The organism is Streptomyces sp. NPDC056231, from assembly GCF_048270745.1.
Lineage (GTDB): Bacteria > Actinomycetota > Actinomycetes > Streptomycetales > Streptomycetaceae > Streptomyces.
Window position 1 is genome coordinate 1 of record NZ_JBLVKW010000113.1, and the last position, 17,035, is coordinate 17,035.

18 protein-coding genes and 4 pseudogenes are annotated in these 17,035 nt (G+C 66.7%); 8 read left to right on the plus strand and 14 right to left on the minus strand.

All coding sequences use genetic code 11. The annotated features are described in order from the left end of the window. The 3 genes from ACNPQM_RS40355 to ACNPQM_RS40365 all read right to left on the minus strand — a co-directional run. Window positions 1-188 (minus strand): hypothetical protein (locus ACNPQM_RS40355; protein ID WP_418087868.1); only part of this gene is annotated, 188 nt, incomplete at its 3' end. A 52-nt stretch (window positions 189-240) separates the two neighbouring features. Then, entirely contained in the window at window positions 241-672 is a 432-nt protein-coding gene (locus ACNPQM_RS40360; RefSeq protein WP_418087869.1) for a GNAT family N-acetyltransferase, read from the minus strand. A gap of 70 nt (window positions 673-742) precedes the next feature. Next, window positions 743-1,231 carry a hypothetical protein gene (locus ACNPQM_RS40365; RefSeq protein WP_418087870.1) on the minus strand — a complete coding sequence of 163 codons (489 nt, stop codon included), beginning with the start codon at window positions 1,229-1,231 and terminating at the stop codon, window positions 743-745. A gap of 132 nt (window positions 1,232-1,363) precedes the next feature. Here ACNPQM_RS40365 and ACNPQM_RS40370 point away from each other — a divergent pair. After that, a pseudogene (locus ACNPQM_RS40370) lies at window positions 1,364-1,911 on the plus strand (GNAT family N-acetyltransferase). Window positions 1,912-2,184: 273 nt separating this feature from the next. Here ACNPQM_RS40370 and ACNPQM_RS40375 read toward each other — a convergent pair. After that, on the minus strand, window positions 2,185-2,871 hold the full coding sequence (locus ACNPQM_RS40375; protein WP_418087871.1) for a hypothetical protein: 687 nt from the start codon (window positions 2,869-2,871) through the stop codon (window positions 2,185-2,187). Between the two features lie 214 nt (window positions 2,872-3,085). Continuing rightward, on the minus strand, window positions 3,086-3,826 hold the full coding sequence (locus ACNPQM_RS40380; protein WP_418087872.1) for a class I SAM-dependent methyltransferase: 741 nt from the start codon (window positions 3,824-3,826) through the stop codon (window positions 3,086-3,088). A gap of 270 nt (window positions 3,827-4,096) precedes the next feature. On the opposite strand from ACNPQM_RS40380, the gene ACNPQM_RS40385 reads away from it, so the two are divergent. Continuing rightward, window positions 4,097-4,579, plus strand: coding sequence for a hypothetical protein (locus ACNPQM_RS40385; RefSeq protein ID WP_418087873.1), 483 nt, complete (start codon window positions 4,097-4,099; stop codon window positions 4,577-4,579). Between the two features lie 223 nt (window positions 4,580-4,802). Continuing rightward, window positions 4,803-5,480 (plus strand): hypothetical protein, encoded by a 678-nt coding sequence (locus ACNPQM_RS40390; RefSeq protein WP_418087874.1) that lies wholly within the window; start codon window positions 4,803-4,805, stop codon window positions 5,478-5,480. Between the two features lie 356 nt (window positions 5,481-5,836). Here the strand turns inward: ACNPQM_RS40390 and ACNPQM_RS40395 are convergent, their stop codons facing one another. From ACNPQM_RS40395 to nthB, 4 genes are all read right to left on the minus strand, one after another. Beyond that, window positions 5,837-6,280 (minus strand): MscL family protein, encoded by a 444-nt coding sequence (locus ACNPQM_RS40395; protein ID WP_358863359.1) that lies wholly within the window; start codon window positions 6,278-6,280, stop codon window positions 5,837-5,839. 790 nt (window positions 6,281-7,070) lie between these two features. Further along, window positions 7,071-7,433, minus strand: coding sequence for a nitrile hydratase accessory protein (locus ACNPQM_RS40400; RefSeq protein ID WP_358863360.1), 363 nt, complete (start codon window positions 7,431-7,433; stop codon window positions 7,071-7,073). After that, a complete protein-coding gene (gene nthA, locus ACNPQM_RS40405) occupies window positions 7,430-8,029 on the minus strand; it encodes a nitrile hydratase subunit alpha (protein WP_418087875.1) in 600 nt (199 codons plus the stop codon). The genes ACNPQM_RS40400 and nthA overlap by 4 nt, the downstream gene beginning before the upstream one ends. Then, complete coding sequence (nthB, locus tag ACNPQM_RS40410; RefSeq protein ID WP_418087876.1) at window positions 8,026-8,712, minus strand: nitrile hydratase subunit beta; 687 nt, start codon at window positions 8,710-8,712, stop codon at window positions 8,026-8,028. The genes nthA and nthB overlap by 4 nt, the downstream gene beginning before the upstream one ends. Before the next feature lie 293 nt (window positions 8,713-9,005). On the opposite strand from nthB, the pseudogene ACNPQM_RS40415 reads away from it, so the two are divergent. Continuing rightward, window positions 9,006-10,275 (plus strand): annotated as a pseudogene (locus ACNPQM_RS40415) (IS200/IS605 family accessory protein TnpB-related protein); the annotation flags it as partial. A gap of 165 nt (window positions 10,276-10,440) precedes the next feature. Here the strand turns inward: ACNPQM_RS40415 and ACNPQM_RS40420 are convergent. Then, window positions 10,441-10,778 (minus strand): annotated as a pseudogene (locus ACNPQM_RS40420) (alkyl sulfatase dimerization domain-containing protein). Between the two features lie 39 nt (window positions 10,779-10,817). Here ACNPQM_RS40420 and ACNPQM_RS40425 point away from each other — a divergent pair. Then, entirely contained in the window at window positions 10,818-11,336 is a 519-nt protein-coding gene (locus ACNPQM_RS40425; protein ID WP_418087877.1) for a hypothetical protein, read from the plus strand. 116 nt (window positions 11,337-11,452) lie between these two features. Here the strand turns inward: ACNPQM_RS40425 and ACNPQM_RS40430 are convergent, their stop codons facing one another. Further along, window positions 11,453-12,076 (minus strand): DJ-1/PfpI family protein, encoded by a 624-nt coding sequence (locus ACNPQM_RS40430; RefSeq protein WP_418087878.1) that lies wholly within the window; start codon window positions 12,074-12,076, stop codon window positions 11,453-11,455. 521 nt (window positions 12,077-12,597) lie between these two features. On the opposite strand from ACNPQM_RS40430, the gene ACNPQM_RS40435 reads away from it, so the two are divergent. The 3 genes from ACNPQM_RS40435 (at window position 12,598) to ACNPQM_RS40445 (ending at window position 15,428) form a co-directional block, all read left to right on the plus strand. Next, window positions 12,598-13,440, plus strand: a complete 843-nt coding sequence (locus ACNPQM_RS40435) for an alpha/beta fold hydrolase (protein WP_418087879.1) — start codon at window positions 12,598-12,600, stop codon at window positions 13,438-13,440. A 334-nt stretch (window positions 13,441-13,774) separates the two neighbouring features. After that, window positions 13,775-14,305 carry an FUSC family protein gene (locus ACNPQM_RS40440; RefSeq protein ID WP_418087880.1) on the plus strand — a complete coding sequence of 177 codons (531 nt, stop codon included), beginning with the start codon at window positions 13,775-13,777 and terminating at the stop codon, window positions 14,303-14,305. Between the two features lie 259 nt (window positions 14,306-14,564). Beyond that, entirely contained in the window at window positions 14,565-15,428 is an 864-nt protein-coding gene (locus ACNPQM_RS40445) for an SDR family oxidoreductase (RefSeq protein ID WP_418087881.1), read from the plus strand. Window positions 15,429-15,489: 61 nt separating this feature from the next. Here ACNPQM_RS40445 and ACNPQM_RS40450 read toward each other — a convergent pair. From ACNPQM_RS40450 to ACNPQM_RS40460, 3 genes and pseudogenes are all read right to left on the minus strand, one after another. Further along, window positions 15,490-15,609 (minus strand): annotated as a pseudogene (locus ACNPQM_RS40450) (IS5/IS1182 family transposase); the annotation flags it as partial. A gap of 113 nt (window positions 15,610-15,722) precedes the next feature. Beyond that, window positions 15,723-15,893 (minus strand): hypothetical protein, encoded by a 171-nt coding sequence (locus tag ACNPQM_RS40455; protein WP_418087882.1) that lies wholly within the window; start codon window positions 15,891-15,893, stop codon window positions 15,723-15,725. Window positions 15,894-16,251: 358 nt separating this feature from the next. Then, the gene (locus ACNPQM_RS40460; RefSeq protein ID WP_418087883.1) at window positions 16,252-16,812 is read right to left on the minus strand and encodes an SDR family NAD(P)-dependent oxidoreductase; all 561 of its coding nucleotides are present in this window, start codon (window positions 16,810-16,812) and stop codon (window positions 16,252-16,254) included. Window positions 16,813-17,035 lie beyond the last annotated feature (223 nt).

Here is a 17,035-nt window from a genome sequence, read left to right on the forward strand (position 1 = left end):
GCTGCCCTCAGCTTCAACAACCCTGCTGCGACAGGGTGCTGGTGCAGGTCTTTCACCTCCACTCGAACCAACAGCGCCTCACGGCGCAACCAAGAACTGTGCCAGAGCCGAGAGGTGACGGTGTGTCGGCGACGTGTGACGGTCAGATCCTCATCCGGCGCGGGGGTTGGCCGGCGAGTGGTGAACATGTCCTTGCCATGGCCGGGAGGGGCGAGTCTCTATGGCGCTGTTTCACGCAAGTCAGGGCGGTTCCTGGGCAGCCCGAAGCCCGCCATCTGCTTCTCCTCGTAAGGACAGGAAGCCAAGGCTCCTATAGAACGCATGGTTGCGCTTGCCTTCCGGTGACGACTCGTGGTCCGTGGAGAGGACGAAGAAGCGGCAGTGCGAGTAGCGGCGCATGAGGTCCTCGACCAGGGCCCGACCGACCCCCTGCCTGTGATGCGCAGGGTTGACCACGACGTCCTGGACATAGCAGATGTGCTCGTCGTCAGAGACGGTCCGGGCCAGTCCGAGGAGCGTTCCTGAACCGTCTCGTGCTGTGATGACAAGGTGAGAGTTCCGCAGGCCGCGGCAGAGCTTGTCGACGTCGGCGGTGTAGCCCTCCCAGCCGACCGAGTCGTAGAGGCTCAGCATCTCCTGAGGGTCGAAAGCATCCTCTTCCGTGATGAACACGCCAAACCCCCTGCTGCGGTGCCGCATCTCGATGCCGACTTCTCACCGCATCTGACTTCACGCTCGCCAGTCACGTCAAGATCGGCAACAACCGACCTCGGCCGGCCTGGGTGTGTCCGCAGGCCGGACACAGGCCGCCCTGCGTGGGCCGGTAGCCGTCGAGGCCCGCCGTGCGGGGCTCGACATCGGCCTGGCAGGACGGGCACTCCCGGACCGCATCCAACCGGGCCGGTTCCTCGCGCCGCTGCTGCTCCAGGGCGCGGGTGGCCTCGCGCTCCTGGCGGCGCTGTTCCTCGCGTGCGTGGTATTCGGCTTCCGTTCCCGTATTGGTGAGGGCGTCGGTGATCGGCTGCCAGTCGCTGTGTCCGAACCGCCACCAGACGGGTCCGTGGGGGCCGTGGGTGCGGAGCTGGTCAAGGTGGGTGGCGATGACGGGGACGGTGCCGGTGCCGGTGAAATCCCACCGACCGTCTTCCTCCGAGACGTTGGGCGGCCAGCCGTGCGGGTTCTGCCAGCGGGGCTGCCAGCACGTGCGACGTGTGGCCGACCGACTCCACAAGCCCAGCGTGCCGCAGGTCCTTGCACGCGTTACGCGCTGTACACGGACAGCTCGGGGCGACGGGTCAGAAGCTGCTGCCGCTGTCGGTCGTCTGAGGCTTCTGCCCGGCGGGCGTGCGATAGGTTGCCCGCCATGACTGAGCTTGGACCCGCCGCCTGGCCACCTGCCCCGACAAGGACCGAGCGGCTCGTGCTCCGCGAGTCCGAGACCCGGGACCGTGCGGCGTTCATCGAGCTGTTCGCCTCGCCAGAGGTGGGCGCCTACATCGGTGGCGCTCGACCGCGTGATGAGCTCGAGCGCGCGGTGCCTAGGTGCCCGGGCGGCGCCACGGCCTTTTCGTGATCGATCTCGACGGAGCGATGATCGGCATGATCACGCTCGATCGGCGCGAGGCAGAGCGTCCGGGTCACGTCCGTCCGAATGCCGGGGAGGCCGAACTCGGCTACATGTTCCTGCCGGAGGCGTGGGGATGCGGGTACGCCACCGAGGCATGCGCAGCGGCACTCGACTGGTTCACCGGCGCGCTTCCCGGCGAGCCGGTGGTGCTCTGCACCCAGACCGCCAACGACCGCGCGATGCGCCTCGCGGCGAAGCTGCGGTTCACCGAGGTGGAGCGGTTCGAGGAGTACGGCGCCGAGGAGTGGTTCGGCGTGTGGTCTTCGGTCACGTCGTCCGGTTGAGATCGTGCTCGACAGGGTGGCGGCGTAGAACGCCCGTCGTGGTTCCTCGACCTCATCGCGGTGCAGCAAGCGGAGCGGACTCGTGCCTCGCGGTGAGCCGCGCCGTAGGACGGAGCCCACCACCGGCGGCATCGAGCAGGCTGATGCCGGAGCGTCAGCCTGACACCCCGGCCCGGCGATCACCGGACGTTCGCGAAAATCTGCAGGTCACATGCCATAGATGGGCGTTTCGGCACCCGGTGCGTCCACCTCGCCGGGGTCGCTGCGAGCGCCTCAGGAATTCGCTTCATCCCCTGCTGCGTCGGGACGCTGTGCTCGCATCCACGTCGCGATGCCCAGGGCGACGCACCACAACAGGGCCAGCGACACGAGCAGGCCGTAAACCACAACTCCCGGAAAAAGACCCGGTCGCAGAAACAAAGCTGTGGCGCCGACAAACGTCGCGGCGCCAGCCGCGCACCCCGTCCAGCCCAGCCATCCGGGGTGGCCCTCGTGCAACAAAGCCCACCCGAACAGGAGGAGCGAGAGGCCCCACAAGATGCCGATCCCTGTCAGCGACGGGCCGTGCAGCGCAGTGAAGACTGTGCCGGCTGCGTGGACGATGTCAGGTTGCTCCGATGTCGGCGCCGCCTGCCAGGCAGTTGCCAGTTCCTGTCCGGACATTCCGTCGGTGGAGAAGTCAGTGACGAAGACCGCCGTACCCACGAGTGTGCTCGCCGCACCCAACCGCCCGAGCATCCAGGCGAGCGGATTTCTGAACGTGGCGGCGAGGGTAACAATCCCGCCCGCCCCGACGAGTACGCCGAGGATGGCGCCGAGATGGACGCCCGCATAGAACGGACGCAAGGAAATAAAGCGCAACGCGGCTTGTGGGTCATCTGCCGGGAGGTCGCCGTGCATCAGGCGGGAGACGAACGCAAGGAGACCTCCGAGGATCAGGCAAACCGCCGCGGTCTTCATGCAGAGCCGTTCGCGAGTCACAGCCCCCCCCATCTCGATGGGGGGCTGACCGTACCGCGAGCGACAGCCACGCGGAACCCCGTCCGCTCGATCTGTACGCGGCGATCCGCCGTGACGCGCGCCGGTCGGTCAGATTCAGCCCGCACTCGAGGTGGCCGGCCTGGTGCCGGAAGGCGGCCCCTCCCCGGCCGGACCGGGGGCGGGCCGCTCAGGGTCAGGCGCGGCAGCGCAGCATCGTCAGCGGGGGGTTGGCGGCGTAGTCGTCCCAGAAGTCCTTGCCGTACTCGCGCACGCCGGCGGCGGAGACCTCCAGGGGAACCCAGGTGACCTCGTTGAATCCGGCCGCCCGCAGGCACTTCTCGTAGACCTCGCGGCTGGGTGGGTTCGCGACGAATGAGATCGGCGGGTCTAGGAGCGCGGTGATCCTCACGCGCGGCCCGATCTCGGTTTCCTCGCCGAGCGATTCGCATAGGAAGCCGTACTTGGCCGGGGACGGCCCGTCGAAACGGAAGTCTGGGTTCTGCACGAAGGCGAAGAACTCGGCCCCGTCCGCGATGGTGCGGTGGATGTTGCGGCACATCCGCTCGATGGTGGCGACGTCCTCGGCATAGTTGAACAACTGGACCGCAACCGCGATGTCGAAGCGCTGTTCGAAGGTGCGCAGCTCGGCGACGTCGGCGAGCTCGTAGTGCACGCCAAGCGGGTCGCTGTCCTCCAGTGCCCGCGCCGCGTCGACCATCGCGGAGGAGATGTCGACGCCGAGGACGTGGGATGCGCCCCGGCGCTTGAACTCCCGGCTGTAGAAGCCGGTTCCGGAGGCCAGGTCGAGGATCGACTTGCCGTTCACGTCGCCGACGAGGGCGAGGAAGCCGGGCACCTCCGCGTGGCGCGCGAGAGGGAGGGTCTTGAAGCCCTCGAACGCCTCGCCGATCTCGTCGTACAGCTGACCGCTCATCGTGCTGTTCCCCCTTTGTCCTTGGCGTCGGCCTTCGGGACAGGCCGCAGCCCCTGGCGGGAAGTCTCCCTCTCGTCGGCCGGGGCGGCGTACTGGCGGAAGCCACAAATATGTTGAGGTGCGGACGTACGGTCTGCGTGTTCGTATCGGATGACTGGTGCGATCGTCGGCCTGGTGCCGGATACATCGAAGACGTGAGCACCGATCAAGAAGCCCCGCAGAACCCAGTTGTCCCGCTTGGGGCGTCCTCCGAAGCCAGCAAACCGCCAAATGGGGCGGTGGGAATACGTCGAGGGGATCCGCGTGGTGCTTCGCGAAGACGGAACGGCTCTTCTCAGGAGGCTCGACGGGCAGGACTTTGACTTCGAGGACGGCTGGTGTCTCTCCGGGACCGGAACCTGGCAACTGACCGACGACGACGGCGGACAGGTCGTCCGGCTCGCGCTGAAAGCCCGGATACGAGTTGAGAGTCGTTCTCCCGTGACGGCCGCTGACGCCTCGACTCCTGAGCCCCCATCGACATACGCGTGGTCCTTCTACGCGGACCGCGATCAGTACAGGGCGAAGACCACTATCGATCGGACCTTCGCCCCGGACGCGGTGCGCAAGCTCAAGGCCGAGGCTGATCACGACCTCACCGTCGACGGCCAGGACGAGCCGGTGACCGTGAGTCGGCTACGGGCTGCACACCTCTGGGCAGGTCGATTCGCTCGTCGAGTACGAAAGTGTGCCCTTCGGTACCAGCCGTACTGACCTCCAGCTCTTCGAGCCATTCCTCGATCCGCCCGAAGAGAGTTCCGCACGCGGTAGGGTGGGGATCGGCAACGCGTCCGTGAGGCCGAACGCTTTCGGACCGCATGGGACCGGGGCGGGGCGTCGGCGTAGGTCGGCCGAGATCTCCGGCAAGTACCGCCTGGCTACCGACTGTGGCGAAGCCCGTACTACCGTGATCCGGAAGCGAATCACGGGGCATCATATGGACGAGATCTTCTCCGAACGGCCGAGCGTATCTGCCGCCGCCCTAGCCGGGCAACGAGGGCTGGGCGACTGGGTCCAGACGTTCGCCTCGAAGCAGGGGTGGACGTACCGCAAGTGGCGGGGTTGGCGGCTCTACCTCCACACCGGGGGCATGGTGGTGAGCAGCTTCGACGGCTTCGAGGCCGCCTACGACTGGCCCACGACGCGGGCACTGCGCTACTACCGACGGGTCAACGGCGCCCTGGTGGACGCCCGTTACACCCTGATCCCCCCGAGCGGTGAGGCGCTGAACATCGGTCCGGGCAGCCGGGGCTTCCTCCGGCGGCAGAAGGAGCAGTTGGGGATCATCGAGTTGGTGCACGGCGCGCCGTTCCTGTGTCCGGGCGACTGGGGGGACTACATGCTGCGCGGCATCACCCGGGCGCAGTTGCCCGGGGTCCTTACCCGCATCGCGCGCGGCGAGGCGGTGGGCTTCGGGCCTTTCGCAGCCGACCGCCACGGCCTGCGGGACGGCAAGCGCAGCGTGGCCTGGTCGGGGATCGGCGAGATGCGAACCCACGACGGCCGCGTTTCGTTCGACGGCCACGACAAACGTCTCGCGGTCGGTCCCGGGTCTCTCGCGGACATCCCCAACGCCGATCTCTTCCTCAACCTGTGCCACGAACTGAAAGGCTGAGTGCCTGCCGCTGCCGAAGTCTGGGAGTTCAGCAGCGGCACGAAGCGCTCGTCACCGCTGTGCTCGCCCGAGCCATTCCGCGGTTGTCGAGCGCCGTGGCGTCTTCTGGCGGGTCGGTCTCGTGCCTTCGCCGGCGGTATCCGGCCCACCGTCCGCTTCACTCGTCGGGAACCGGGGGCCGGTCCCCCGGTGTCGTGCGTGCGGGCCGATCGGTCCTACGCAGACGTCCGTGTGGAGCGGGCCTCCCCTAGCTGCCCTGACCGCGCGGTGTGCAGTCCTCACCCAAGGGGCAGCCCGCTTTCGGCAGGCGCGCGGTGAGATGGCCGGGATGGGTGCGGCCCAGTCGTGCCGTCCGATCAGGGTCGTGGCGTCCCGGTCGTCGGCGGCTGCGCGGTGCCGCAGTGCCGGCACTTGGCAGCAGCGGCCGGCAGGTCCTCGGACAGGCAGGCCGGGCACGTCTTGACGGGCCCCGGCTCTTCGAAGGCCTCTACACCGCGCCGCGCCGAATAATGCTTATACGGCACGACGATGAGGAAGTAGACGACAGCCATGAAGATGATGAAGTAGATGACTGCCGAAATGAAAGAACCAATATCAAGGTACGTGGCTTTGTTTCCCGCTTGGCCGAGTTGCCACCCCAGTCCAACTGAATGACTACCCTGAGCGCGTGCAATGATGGGATTAATCACAGAGTCGGTGAATGCCTTGATCAAGGTACTGAAAGCCAACGCGACAATAAGGCCTACAGCTACGACGATGACATCGCCGCGCATCAGGAAGTTCTTGAAACCCTTGAGCATTTCCGGCTCCTCGCGACAGGGTCCCCGGTCGGGGCCGGGCAGCACGCTACCTTCCTCACTATGCCTTGAGCGTTACGGCGCGAACGCGGGGGGCATTCTTCCCTCGACTGCCAAAATCCACCGGCACGCAATACCCCAATCGGACGATTGGTCAAATCCGGAGCTTGGTGAGCGGCCAACAGAATTGGAGAGTCTGCGCCTTCCCTCAGCCTGCGGCAAGAAGTTTTGCATGGCCGGCGCCGACAGGCCATCTGAGTTCGATTCTCGTCACCCGTTCCGCCAAGCGAAACCGGGTGGCGGTTCTCGCGGCACGTATAGGGTCTGCCCTGATCAGTTCGGCCGTGGTGGGAGACCGCCGAGCGCAGGGGGAGACGTACACGCGGGTGGAGACCGACTTGGTCGTGGAGGTGTTGGCCGGGTCGGGCCGACACGGGACCCTCACCGTGGTCCAGCTGCGGTGAGGGTGCCACACCCGACTGCCGGCTAGGGAGCGCGCCAGACGTCTCGAGGAGGCCGTCGCGGCTCTCGAACCCCACTCACCGGCCAACAGCCATGACCTAGCTGGGTACCTCATCGACCTCGGTTGCGTTGAGCAAGCCGTAGTCGTCCTCCAGCAGCACCGACCCAAGCCGCCCGCACCATCACCCGGTCCCTGAAACGACACACCGCCGTTCTGAACAAACATGATAGGCGTCGCAGTCGGTCTGGCGACAAGCCTGCGTGGTGCAGTCCTCGGCGAGAACGTGTGGCGGCGCGGCGCGGTCCGCTGTACGGGCAAGGCCGCCGCGGATCAATGTGAGTACGGATGGTGGCCATCGTGACGGTGATCATGCCCCTCGGGACGTTGCGCCAGAACCTTCATGCGTACGGTGACCTCGTCCGCCGACACGGCACGCAGGTCGACGAGCACATCCTCCAGGGCACCCAGCCAGAGCAGATAGTAGTTGTATGGCTCCTCCCGCGCCGACGCGCTCTCCCAGGCAGCGATCCGGTCGATCAACGCGGCCTGGAATTGCGGCCAGGTGAACGCGCCGGCCTCGTACAAACTGACGGCCATGCCGAAGGCACGGCTCTCCCACGGCTCGGCGAAAACCAACTCACCGTTGGAGCGGGGCGGTGCGGCCGGGCCCTCGATGTCCAACGGCGCGTTCACGGGGCCTCGACCTTCGCCACGCCCACCATCGCATCCCTCGTCACCAGCGGCACGAGCTCTTCCTCCGACAGGTGAGCGGTGCCGGCCGGACGTTCGGGCAGCACCAGCCAGCGCACCTCGCTGGTGGAGTCGCGGACGGTGATCCGCACGTCGTCGGAGAGTTCGAGTCCCATCTCGGCCAGCACCGTACGCGGCTCCCTGACGATCCGCGCGCGGTAGGCGGGGTCCTTGTACCAGCTCGGCGGCAGGCCGAGCACCGGCCACGGGTAGCACGAGCACAGCGTGCAGACCACCACGTTGTGGATGCCCGCGGTGTTCTCCACGACGACGATGTGCTCGCCCTGCTGCCCCGAGAAGCCCAGCTCCTTGATGGCGGCGGTGCCGTCTTCGAGCAGCCGTCGCCGGTACTCCGGGTCGGTCCACGCCTTGGCGACGACCTTGGCCCCGTTGAGCGGGCCCACGCCGGTCTCGTAGGTGGTGATGATCCCGTTCATCACCGTCGGGTCGATCAGGCCCCGCTCGGTGAGCAGTTGCTCGAGCGCCTCGGTGCGCAGGGCCGCGGGAAGCCTCTCGGCCGGTCCTTTGGTGGTGGTCATGAGGGTGTCTCCAGGTAACTCTCGTACAGCTCTGCGGTGAGCTCGAAGGGTTCGGCGTCGGCGCCCCACAGCTCGTGCGAGTCGAACCGCACCGAGTAGACGTGCTGCGGGTTCTCGCCCAGGAAGTGCGCGTTGGTGTCCGGCAGCGCCGCGGCGGGCTGGATGAGCTCGACGATGCCGGTACGGCCCCGCATGTAGCCCGGCAGCCGAGTGTGCCCGGGCGGCGAGATGTCCTTGGCGCGCACACGCTCGCCGACGGCGAAGACCGGAGCGGCATCCACGGTGCGCAGCGAACCCTCGGCGGCCGGTGCGTAGTCGGGCCGGGCGGGCTCCGGGACCGGCGGCTCCTCGAGGTGTTCACCACGCAGGTTGCGGGCGCGGGCGTCGATCGCGCCCGGCGCCAGGACGGCGCTGTCGGTGAGCATCAGCTCCCCGGCGTTGAGCCAGCGCCCGTAGTAGCCGTCGTCCAGGTAGGCGGCTCGGTCCAGACGCTCCAACGCGTGCCGGAAGGCGTCAGTGTTGATGCCGCCGCACGCCACGCGGCTGGAGAGGATCGCAAGCGCGAATGCCCGGCCCTGCCAGGGCTCCTCGAAAACCGGTTCATCGCGTCTCGGCGGATGAACGGGGCCCCATCCCCGGGTTCCCCCCATATCGGCAATACCATCCATCACACAATCCCTCATATGCCTGCAACAGTGGACATATTCGCCCGCATTGTAGGCGCGTGGCGTTCTCGGCGTCGCAGCATCGGCCACACGTGAACCCGCCGCACTCTCTGTTTTCACCCTGCCGCCATGGGGGGTGCGAGCTGCTGCCGGTTTGCTGCACTGAAGTGAGTTGTGGTGAGCGAGAGTGAGTTCTGTCGGCGGGTTCGTGGGGTGGGAACGGGGGTTCTGGGGTCGAATGGGTGACCTTGGCGGCTGCTGCTCGTTGGGCTGGGTGATGGGTGCCCGGTCTGGTGGGAGGGGGTGACGCGGTGGGTGGTGTGAGGGAGTTGGCCGGGTCCTTCGTGGTGCCGGGGCCTTGCGGGGTGGCGGTCCGGGACCGGCTGGGGCACCTCACGCCCGAGGACGAGAGGGTGCTGCGTGCGGTCGGTGAGTATCAGGGCCGTTTGGCTTCGCGTGATCTCAAGGCGCGCTGTGCGGATGGGGTGGAGCACGGCGCGGACAGCTGGGCGTTGCGCAAGCGAGAGCTGACGGCGCTGTCGTCGTCGCGGATCGCGGGTGCGATCACCAAGGCCACGCACGATCAGTGGGCGCTGGCCCGGCGTTGTCAGGCAGCGCACATCCAGACGCTGGAGGCCGGGATCAGGACGCTGCGGTACCGTCTGTCCCTCCCGATCGGTGAATCCGGAACGAAGCTAGCCGCGGGCGGCTACCGCTCCCGGGGTGAGTGGTTCCGCAAGTCCCGACGCCTGGCTGCGCTGGAGGCGCGGCATGCGGCCGTTGTCGCCGACCGGCAGGCCGGACGCGTGCGGGTGGTACGGGGCGGTAAGCGTCTGCTCAACACCCGCCACCATCTTGCCGAGGCGCACCTGACCGAGGAGCAGTGGCGGGAACGGTGGGGGCGGAGCGCTGGTTCAGCGGGGCGGATGGGGAGTCGGGGAAGCGGTTCGGGAACGAGACGATCCGCGTCACCCCGGACGGCGAGGTCAGCATCAAGCTGCCTGCCCCGCTCGCGCACCTGGCCAACAGAGGGCACGGCCGGTACACCCTCACCACCCATATCGGGTTCGCGCACCGGGGCGCGGAGTGGGCCGACCGCATCACCGCGAACCGGGCCGTCGCCTGTCGCATCCACCTCGACGTGGACCGTGGCCGCTGGTACCTCACCGCGTCCTGGCAACGCCCCGTCGTGAAGACCATCCCGTTGGAAGCCGCTCGCGCCCGGGGCATGATCGGTGTCGACACCAACGCCGATCACTTCGCCGCCTACCACCTGGACCGGCACGGCAACCCCGTCGGTGACCCGCGCCGCTTCCCCTACGGCCTGTCCGGTTCGGCCGGTCACCGCGACGCACAGATCCGCCACGCGCTGACCCGACTGATCAACTGGGCGGTGCGTGCCGGTGTCGCCGCGATCGGCATCGAAGACCTCGACTTCACCGCCGAGAAGACCCGCGAGAAACCGGCCGCCGCAAACGGTTCCGGCAGCTCAACTCCGGCATCCCGACCGGGAAACTCAAGGCCCGGCTGGTGTCGATGGCCGCCGAACACGGCCTCGCGATTGTTGCGGTCGATCCCGCCTGAGATGTCGACGTCCCAGCTGCGCGGGCCGTCGACGCGAATGGCGAGGGCGTCGAAGAGCTGGTCCAGCGTCAGCGCGGCCAGCACATCCGGCGAGGCGGTGACGGTCGGCGTGCCGACCAGGCCATCGCACAGTTTCAGCGCGCCAGTCAGGAAGAAGTTCCGTCAGGTGCCGTTCTCGCTGCCGTAGCCGAGCTGCTCCAAGGTTTCCGCCTGCAGTGTGCGCGCCTCGGCGTTGTGCGGCTCGGCGAACACCACATGGTGGACGACCTGCGCCACCCAGCGGAAATCGCCGTCGACGAAGGACTCAGTACCTGGTCGGCGCCGCCCATGAACTCCACGTACCTGCGGGCGACTTCGGTCGGCGGGTGCTCCCACAGGTGGGCCGGGTAGCCGTCGAATCACCCGAGGTAGCGCTGGTACACCGCCTTGCTGTTGTGGCTCACCGAGCCGTAGTAGCCGTGGGTGTGCCAGGCCCGCTCAAGGACGAGCGGCATCCGCATCTGTCGGCGATCTCCAGCACGGTCAGACCGGCGTTGCGGATGCAGCCGGGCGAGGGCAAGCTGGCCAGCCTGGTCGTGCCGGTGCTGCTCGGGCGGGGCGACACGGCGGACAACATGCTGACCTCGAAGGCGTTCGGCGGGTTGGCGAAGCTTTTGGAGGCTCTCAGAGCGCACGACGCCAGGGTGGTGGAGGCATTGGCCGAACAGCAAGGTGCCGAGCCGCTACAAGCCCGTCAGCAAGGACGAGAGCCGGAAGAGCACGGGACGCAGAGGCGTCAGCGCCCTCGCCAAGGCCCTGCTGAAGTTCTCCACGCCACGCGACCCGGCGCAGTTGGCCGCGTTCATCTCAACTGGGTCGCGGTCGCCGCCGAGTGGGCCCCCGACTACACCACGGTGGCGCGCCGGCGGACCGAGCGGCAGCCGATCTTCGCCTGGTCAATCGGCTGGCGGGGCGCGGCCGTGCCGGGCGCGGGGACGCGCAGGCGTCGGCGGGATCGGGGAAAGGGGGTGACCATCCTGGCGTCGAGGCCGCTCCTGCTAGGCGTGTCTGACAAGTGATCATCTGGTGGACTCGCGGAGCCAGAGATGCCGCACTCATGATCCCGTCGCCGAACTGTTCGTGGATCAGCCGGGGGGCGCGGCTTCCTGGCCGGTCGCTGCTTGCGACTGGTTGGTCAGACGAGCGCCGGTGCGGGAGCGGGCAGGTAGGGAGTGATGTTGCGCCAGGCGCGCTCGATGTATTCCTCCTTCTCGCCGACCGGGGCGACATAGTGCAGTGCGCCTTCGGCGGCGTCGTTGCCCTCAAGGCGGGCGATGATCCAGGCGGCGAGGTAGTGCGAGGCCAGGCATCCGCCGGCGGTGGCGATGTTGTCCTTGGCGTAGAAGGGCTGGTTGAGCACCTCGACGCCGGCGGCGACGACCCACGGCTTGGTGATCAGGTCGGTGCAGGCGGGGATGTCGTCGAGCAGGCCGAGCTTGGCCAGCACGAGCGCGCCGGAGCACTGCGCCGCGATGAGCTGGCGCGAGGGGTCCAGGCCCCGCAGGATGTTCATGATCGCCGGGTCTTCGACGACCTCGCGGGTGGCGATGCCACTGCCGACGATGACGGCGTCAGCGGCGCACGCCTCCTCAAGAGTGGACATCTGCTCGATGACCACCCCGTTCATCGATGTCACCTTGGGGCTGGGGGTGGCGATGGTGACGCGCCAGTCGTCGGTCTTGATGCGGTTGAGCACACCGAGCGCGATCAGGGAGTCGAGCTCGTTGTAGCCCTCGAAGGTGAGGATGGCGATGTGCACGGTGGCTGTCCTTCCGGATGAGTGGGTCTTGACGGTAAGGACCCGCGAGCGGGCAGTCAAAGAATTGTCACGGGCACAATCCGGTGCATGGCAGCCTCGCCGAAGGGGATCTCGGGCTAGCTGGTCGTGTTGCCGTTGATGAAGGCCATGCCCGACTGCACGTCGCGGACGAACAGTTCGCGTTCGACCTCGTCCTCGCTCCACAAATTCGACCCGAGGCTATAGGGGTGGCCGTTGGCCTCCCACAGGGACGGACCGCCAAGCGGCCACCACGCCGCTGCCGATCACCTGGCACGGCACCGGATGCGCGGCGAGCGCAGATACGCGAACATGGTGACCCACGGCGTACGACAGAATGCGGATCGTCACGACTTCCGCGTCGGAGGCTCTCGTCCGAGTTCGCGCAGCCGACCGTATACGGCAATCGCGGCGGCTATGGCGGACGCCTTCCGCACGATCCTTACTGTCCTCAGTCGCCGAAAAGGCCAAGTTCACCTTGCACCTCGAGGAAGTGGAAGCACATGACCGCCTCTGGGATCTTGAAATCAGGCGAGGGCAGACTGGCCCTCGGGGCGGCGGTGCTCTCCGCCCTGACCGTGGTGCCAGCACATGCCGCACACGACCTCGGTAGGGCTCCGGGGGGCCAGAAGCCGACCGTGGTGCTCGTACACGGAGCATTCGCCGACGGATCCAGCTGGAACGCAGTGGTGCAGCGCCTGCAGCGGGACGGCTATCAGGTCATCGCGCCGCCCAACACGCTGCGCGGCATACCTCAGGACTCGGAGTACCTGAACAGCCTCCTGAAAACCATCAAGGGGCCGATCGTCCTCGTCGGACACTCCTACGGCGGCGGGGTGATCTCGCAGGCGGCTGCTGCGCTCGACAACGTCAAGGCACTGGTGTACGTCAACGCGATCATGCCGGACAAGGGCGAGTCGTTCGCCAGCCTCTCCAGCAAGTTCCCGGCCGCCCCGATCACCAAGTCGTTCAGGCAAGTGCCGTTCCGCAACGGCGACGGCACCACGGGCACGGACGTATACATCCAGGCCGCCAAGCTCCACGCGAACTTCGCCCAGGACCTCCCGCAGCAGCAAGCGTCCGTCATGGCGTCGACGCAGCGCCCGATCGCGCAGTCAGCGTTCACCGACAAGCTCACCGCAGCGGCCTGGCGGGACAAACCGGTTTACGTGCTCGTCGGCAGGCAGGACCGGGCCATAGATCCGAACCTCGAGCGGTACGAGGCCAAGCGCGCACACGCGCGCAAGACGGTGGAGATCAACTCCTCGCACGTGTCCCTGGTCTCCCACCCCCAGGCGGTCACGGATCTCATCGAGAGCGCGGCCCGCGACTCCGGTCACCAGTAGACGAACGGGCATGACCTGCCACAGCCGTGGGCTGCGGTTCTACGCCGCGGGTCCTGTCGGCAGGAATAACGGCTGGCAGCTCGCGGAGCATGTCGGCCACGACGTCCCGGCCGCGGCGTGCAGCACCTGCTGAACCAGGCCCAGTGAGATGCGGACAAGATCCGGGACAACCTGCAGGAATACGCACCTCAGCCGCTCGACGAGCCTGGCGGTGTCCTGATCATCGACGAGACAGGCCGAAAGGAAATGACGAACCTCGTTACGTGGATCCTGAAGCGGCGGTCGGAGAATGGTGGTAAGGGCGGGTTCACCAAGGGCGGGGAACGAGAAGCTGTTGACGTACGCAATCGAGGTCGGCCTGGCCAGCCTACTGAGCTACTGGGCGGCCACCAGAATTTGGTCGAGCACTCATCAACCATACGAGAATGGTCAACTCGGCGGCATGTGGGCTGCGATTTCTACGATTTTCGTGGTCCGGGAATGCAAAAGGAAAAGCGTAACAGCGGCGATCTCCCGCATGTCGGCGACGCTCATCAGCTTCATACTGTGCCTGGTTTACCTCGCGTTCTTGCCCTTCCAAGCGTGGGGCCTCGCCCTGCTCGTGGGCTTGAGCGTCCTGGTGCCTGGGCTAGTCGGACGGCCCGGCGACGAAGCGACCGCGGCCATCACCACAACTGTCGTCATGGTCGTCGCAGGACTGAACCCGCACGGGGCCTGGAAACAGCCGCTGCTCCGTTTGGCGGACACGTCCATCGGCGTAGCTGCAGGAATTGTCACGCTGGTCATCGTGAATCAGATCGGCAAGTGGACAGGCAGGGGCCGCATCTCTCAACCGGATCGATCAGCCACGAGCCACGCCGACTGACCCCTCGCGCTTTCACGAGGTGGGCTGTCCGAGCGCTGGTCAATAGCGAGGGAAATACTGAGCGGCAACTCCGTCGCGGATGCTTCTACCACCGCCCGCCCTTCGGTCCCGTCCGCGGGGTCGAAGGCAGTGGGTTCTACCAGCGCCCACTGCTCATCGGTCAGATCCGACGGATACCCGCCGCTCCACATCGAGCTCACTCGGCGCCCAGGACCTCGATGACCGCTGGAACCAGCAATACGAAAGGAAGCGCATCAACATGGCGAATGCCGCACTCAAGAAGGTTCTCATCACAGGAGCGGGTACCGGCTTCGGGTATGAAGCCGCCATGCGCTTGGCGGAAAAGGGTTTCGCCGTTATTGCCGCGGTGGAGATCTACGCCCAGGTCCAGACACTGAAGCGGCAGGCGGCCGAGCGAGGGGTAAGCCTCCAGGTCGAAAAGCTCGATGTGACCAACGACGGTGATCGTCGCAAAGCCCTCAACTGGGGTGTGGAGATCCTCGTGAACAACGCAGGAGTCGGCGAAGGCGGCTCAACAGTTGACATTCCTGCACCGAACATCCGGCACCAGTTCGAGGTCAACGTCACCGGACCGCTGCTCCTCACTCAGGGAATCGCCAAGCAGATGGTCAAGCGCGGCGCCGGAAGAATCGTTTGGGTCTCATCCCGAGAGGGCCTGAACGTCAACCCCTTCACCGGTATCTACTCCGCTTCCAAGCACGCGGTCGAGGCGATCGCTGAAACCATGGCCTACGAGCTGCAGGAGCACAACATCGAAGTCGCCACAGTCAACCCGGGGCCATTCCTGACCGGCTTCAACGACCGGATGTTCCAGACCTGGGAAAGCTGGGAGGACGACCCGTCTCAGCGGCTTTTTGACTACGCCAAGCTCGCCTTCCCCCGAGCGCAGTTCAATCCTGAAGCGGTTTATGCGACGTTGACGTCCGTCGCTGCCGGGGAGGTCGACAGTTTCCGCAATCTGGAGCCCAAGTCGATGCTCGAGGAGACCAAGCGCCTCCAGCAAATTCCCTGGGAACGCAAGGTCACGGATGGCCTCGGGACCCAACATCAGGCCATCCAGCACTCCTACGAGATGCAGCCTGAGACTCCCGTTGCCCACTGACCGCTTCCCAAGGTTGCAAGCAGCCCGGCCTGTCTCGGCTTGAGCCGATCACAGCGGGACGACGCTGATACGGACGGCGGCTGCCGAGGCAGCGGCGGTCACCCTCGCAGGTGACGATGAGCATGGTGACCCACTCAACCAGAGCATGTGGGAGATCGAGTGCGCCAGGATAGGGAACCAACGAGGTTCCTGCGTCGGTGGGTTGAGACTTCGAACACCTCTCTCGCCGGCACGGGGCCTCGTGCGTTGCGCGCCCCGCCATTGCCACCCGATCAGTGACCAGACTGAAAGAGCTCAGTGGGGCGTGTTGCCGGACTTCTTCGCGGCCTCCGCCACTCCTGCGATCAGCAGCGCCACGATGATGACCAGGCCCGGCAGCAGCAGCCCCATCGAGCCGGTCAGAAGTCGACTGCTCGCCGTTGCCTTGTGCATCTGCAGGGAGACGAATCCCGGCTGAGCCTTCATGAACTCCGTCTGCCTCCGAAAGAGGGTCAGGAACGCCTCGGTTCTCTCCTTCGGAACCAAGAAGGTGTTGGCCAGGACGATGGGCCCGGTCTCTTCCTTGAACTGCGCGAAACCGGCGTATTCGAGTCCAGGCTCTGCAGCTTGGCCATCTCGCAATCGGTTGTCCCAAGGCACTGAGGCCGGCCACCGCCGTACCGGCGGATCAGGGATCAACGATGGTGGGACGGGGAGGGCCGGGACGGCGTCACACTGTGAAGACGCGCTCGACTTCGTCGCGCTGCGTGTGCAGGTCCCAGTAGAGGGGGGCGACCTCCTCGGCTGAGGCCGCCGATACTCCGGGCGGGCCGTCCGTGCCGATTCACACGCCGATGGCGACGTGCGCGGCCTGGACGCCGGTGTCGGCCAGTTCCTTGTGCAGGCTGAGTACCCAGTTGCGCAGCGCGGCCTGAGCGGCGTTGAGGTTGCCGAGCGTCGGAGTGGGGTCGACCGAGCCGGTGCCGTTGGTGTAGAGCAGGGTGCCCGCGCCGGCCTCGCGCATTGCGGGCAGCACGGTCCGTGTGGCGACGATGGCCCCGTAGAGCAGGAAGTCCATTGCCCACTGCACATCGGACGGGTTGGTCTCGGACGGAGCGGTGAGCGGCGTGGATCCGAGGCTCCCGGCTGGGGAGTACTCCAGGACATCGATGCCGTCGAAGCGGGTGGCGGCGTCCTTGAGCGCCTGGGTGAGTGCGTCAGGGTCGAGTACGTCCGCGGGGAACGCGGCAGCGGTGATGCCTTCGGCGTCGAGCCGGCTGGCCAGGTCGTTGAGTTTGTCGCGGTTGCGGGCGATGAGAGCGACGTCGAAGCCGTGGGAACCGAAGGTACGGGCGATGGCCAGGCCCATACCGGGGCCGGCTCCGACGATGGCGATGCTGGGCACTGTGAATCCTTTGCTGGGAAACCTGTTGGGACTTTCGAAACACGCCCTAGTAGGGCTTGGTCAGGTCTGCTGGGGTGGTGCGTGTCCTGCGGGTTCGGTGTGACGTTGAGTGTGTGTGACACCGGATGAAATTGCATCTGTGCGTGGTGAGTTGGAAGACTTCGCGGCGGAGGTCTTCGAGCCGTTCGCACGCGACGATCAGCGTCGGTGGGGGCAGGTCTAC

Bases quoted from the DNA above. Each gene is read 5' to 3' on its own strand.
- ACNPQM_RS40395 (WP_358863359.1), bottom strand. From the start codon at position 6,280: ATGCTCAAGGGTTTCAAGAACTTCCTGATGCGCGGCGATGTCATCGTC.
- ACNPQM_RS40455 (WP_418087882.1), bottom strand. From the start codon at position 15,893: ATGAAGGCTCAGCCGGGATTCGTCTCCCTGCAGATGCACAAGGCAACG.
- ACNPQM_RS40435 (WP_418087879.1), top strand. From the start codon at position 12,598: ATGACCGCCTCTGGGATCTTGAAATCAGGCGAGGGCAGACTGGCCCTC.
- ACNPQM_RS40390 (WP_418087874.1), top strand. From the start codon at position 4,803: ATGGACGAGATCTTCTCCGAACGGCCGAGCGTATCTGCCGCCGCCCTA.
- nthB (WP_418087876.1), bottom strand. From the start codon at position 8,712: ATGAGGGATTGTGTGATGGATGGTATTGCCGATATGGGGGGAACCCGG.
- nthA (WP_418087875.1), bottom strand. From the start codon at position 8,029: ATGACCACCACCAAAGGACCGGCCGAGAGGCTTCCCGCGGCCCTGCGC.
- ACNPQM_RS40445 (WP_418087881.1), top strand. From the start codon at position 14,565: ATGGCGAATGCCGCACTCAAGAAGGTTCTCATCACAGGAGCGGGTACC.
- ACNPQM_RS40375 (WP_418087871.1), bottom strand. From the start codon at position 2,871: ATGAAGACCGCGGCGGTTTGCCTGATCCTCGGAGGTCTCCTTGCGTTC.
- ACNPQM_RS40380 (WP_418087872.1), bottom strand. From the start codon at position 3,826: ATGAGCGGTCAGCTGTACGACGAGATCGGCGAGGCGTTCGAGGGCTTC.
- ACNPQM_RS40385 (WP_418087873.1), top strand. From the start codon at position 4,097: ATGGGGCGGTGGGAATACGTCGAGGGGATCCGCGTGGTGCTTCGCGAA.
- ACNPQM_RS40425 (WP_418087877.1), top strand. From the start codon at position 10,818: ATGCAGCCGGGCGAGGGCAAGCTGGCCAGCCTGGTCGTGCCGGTGCTG.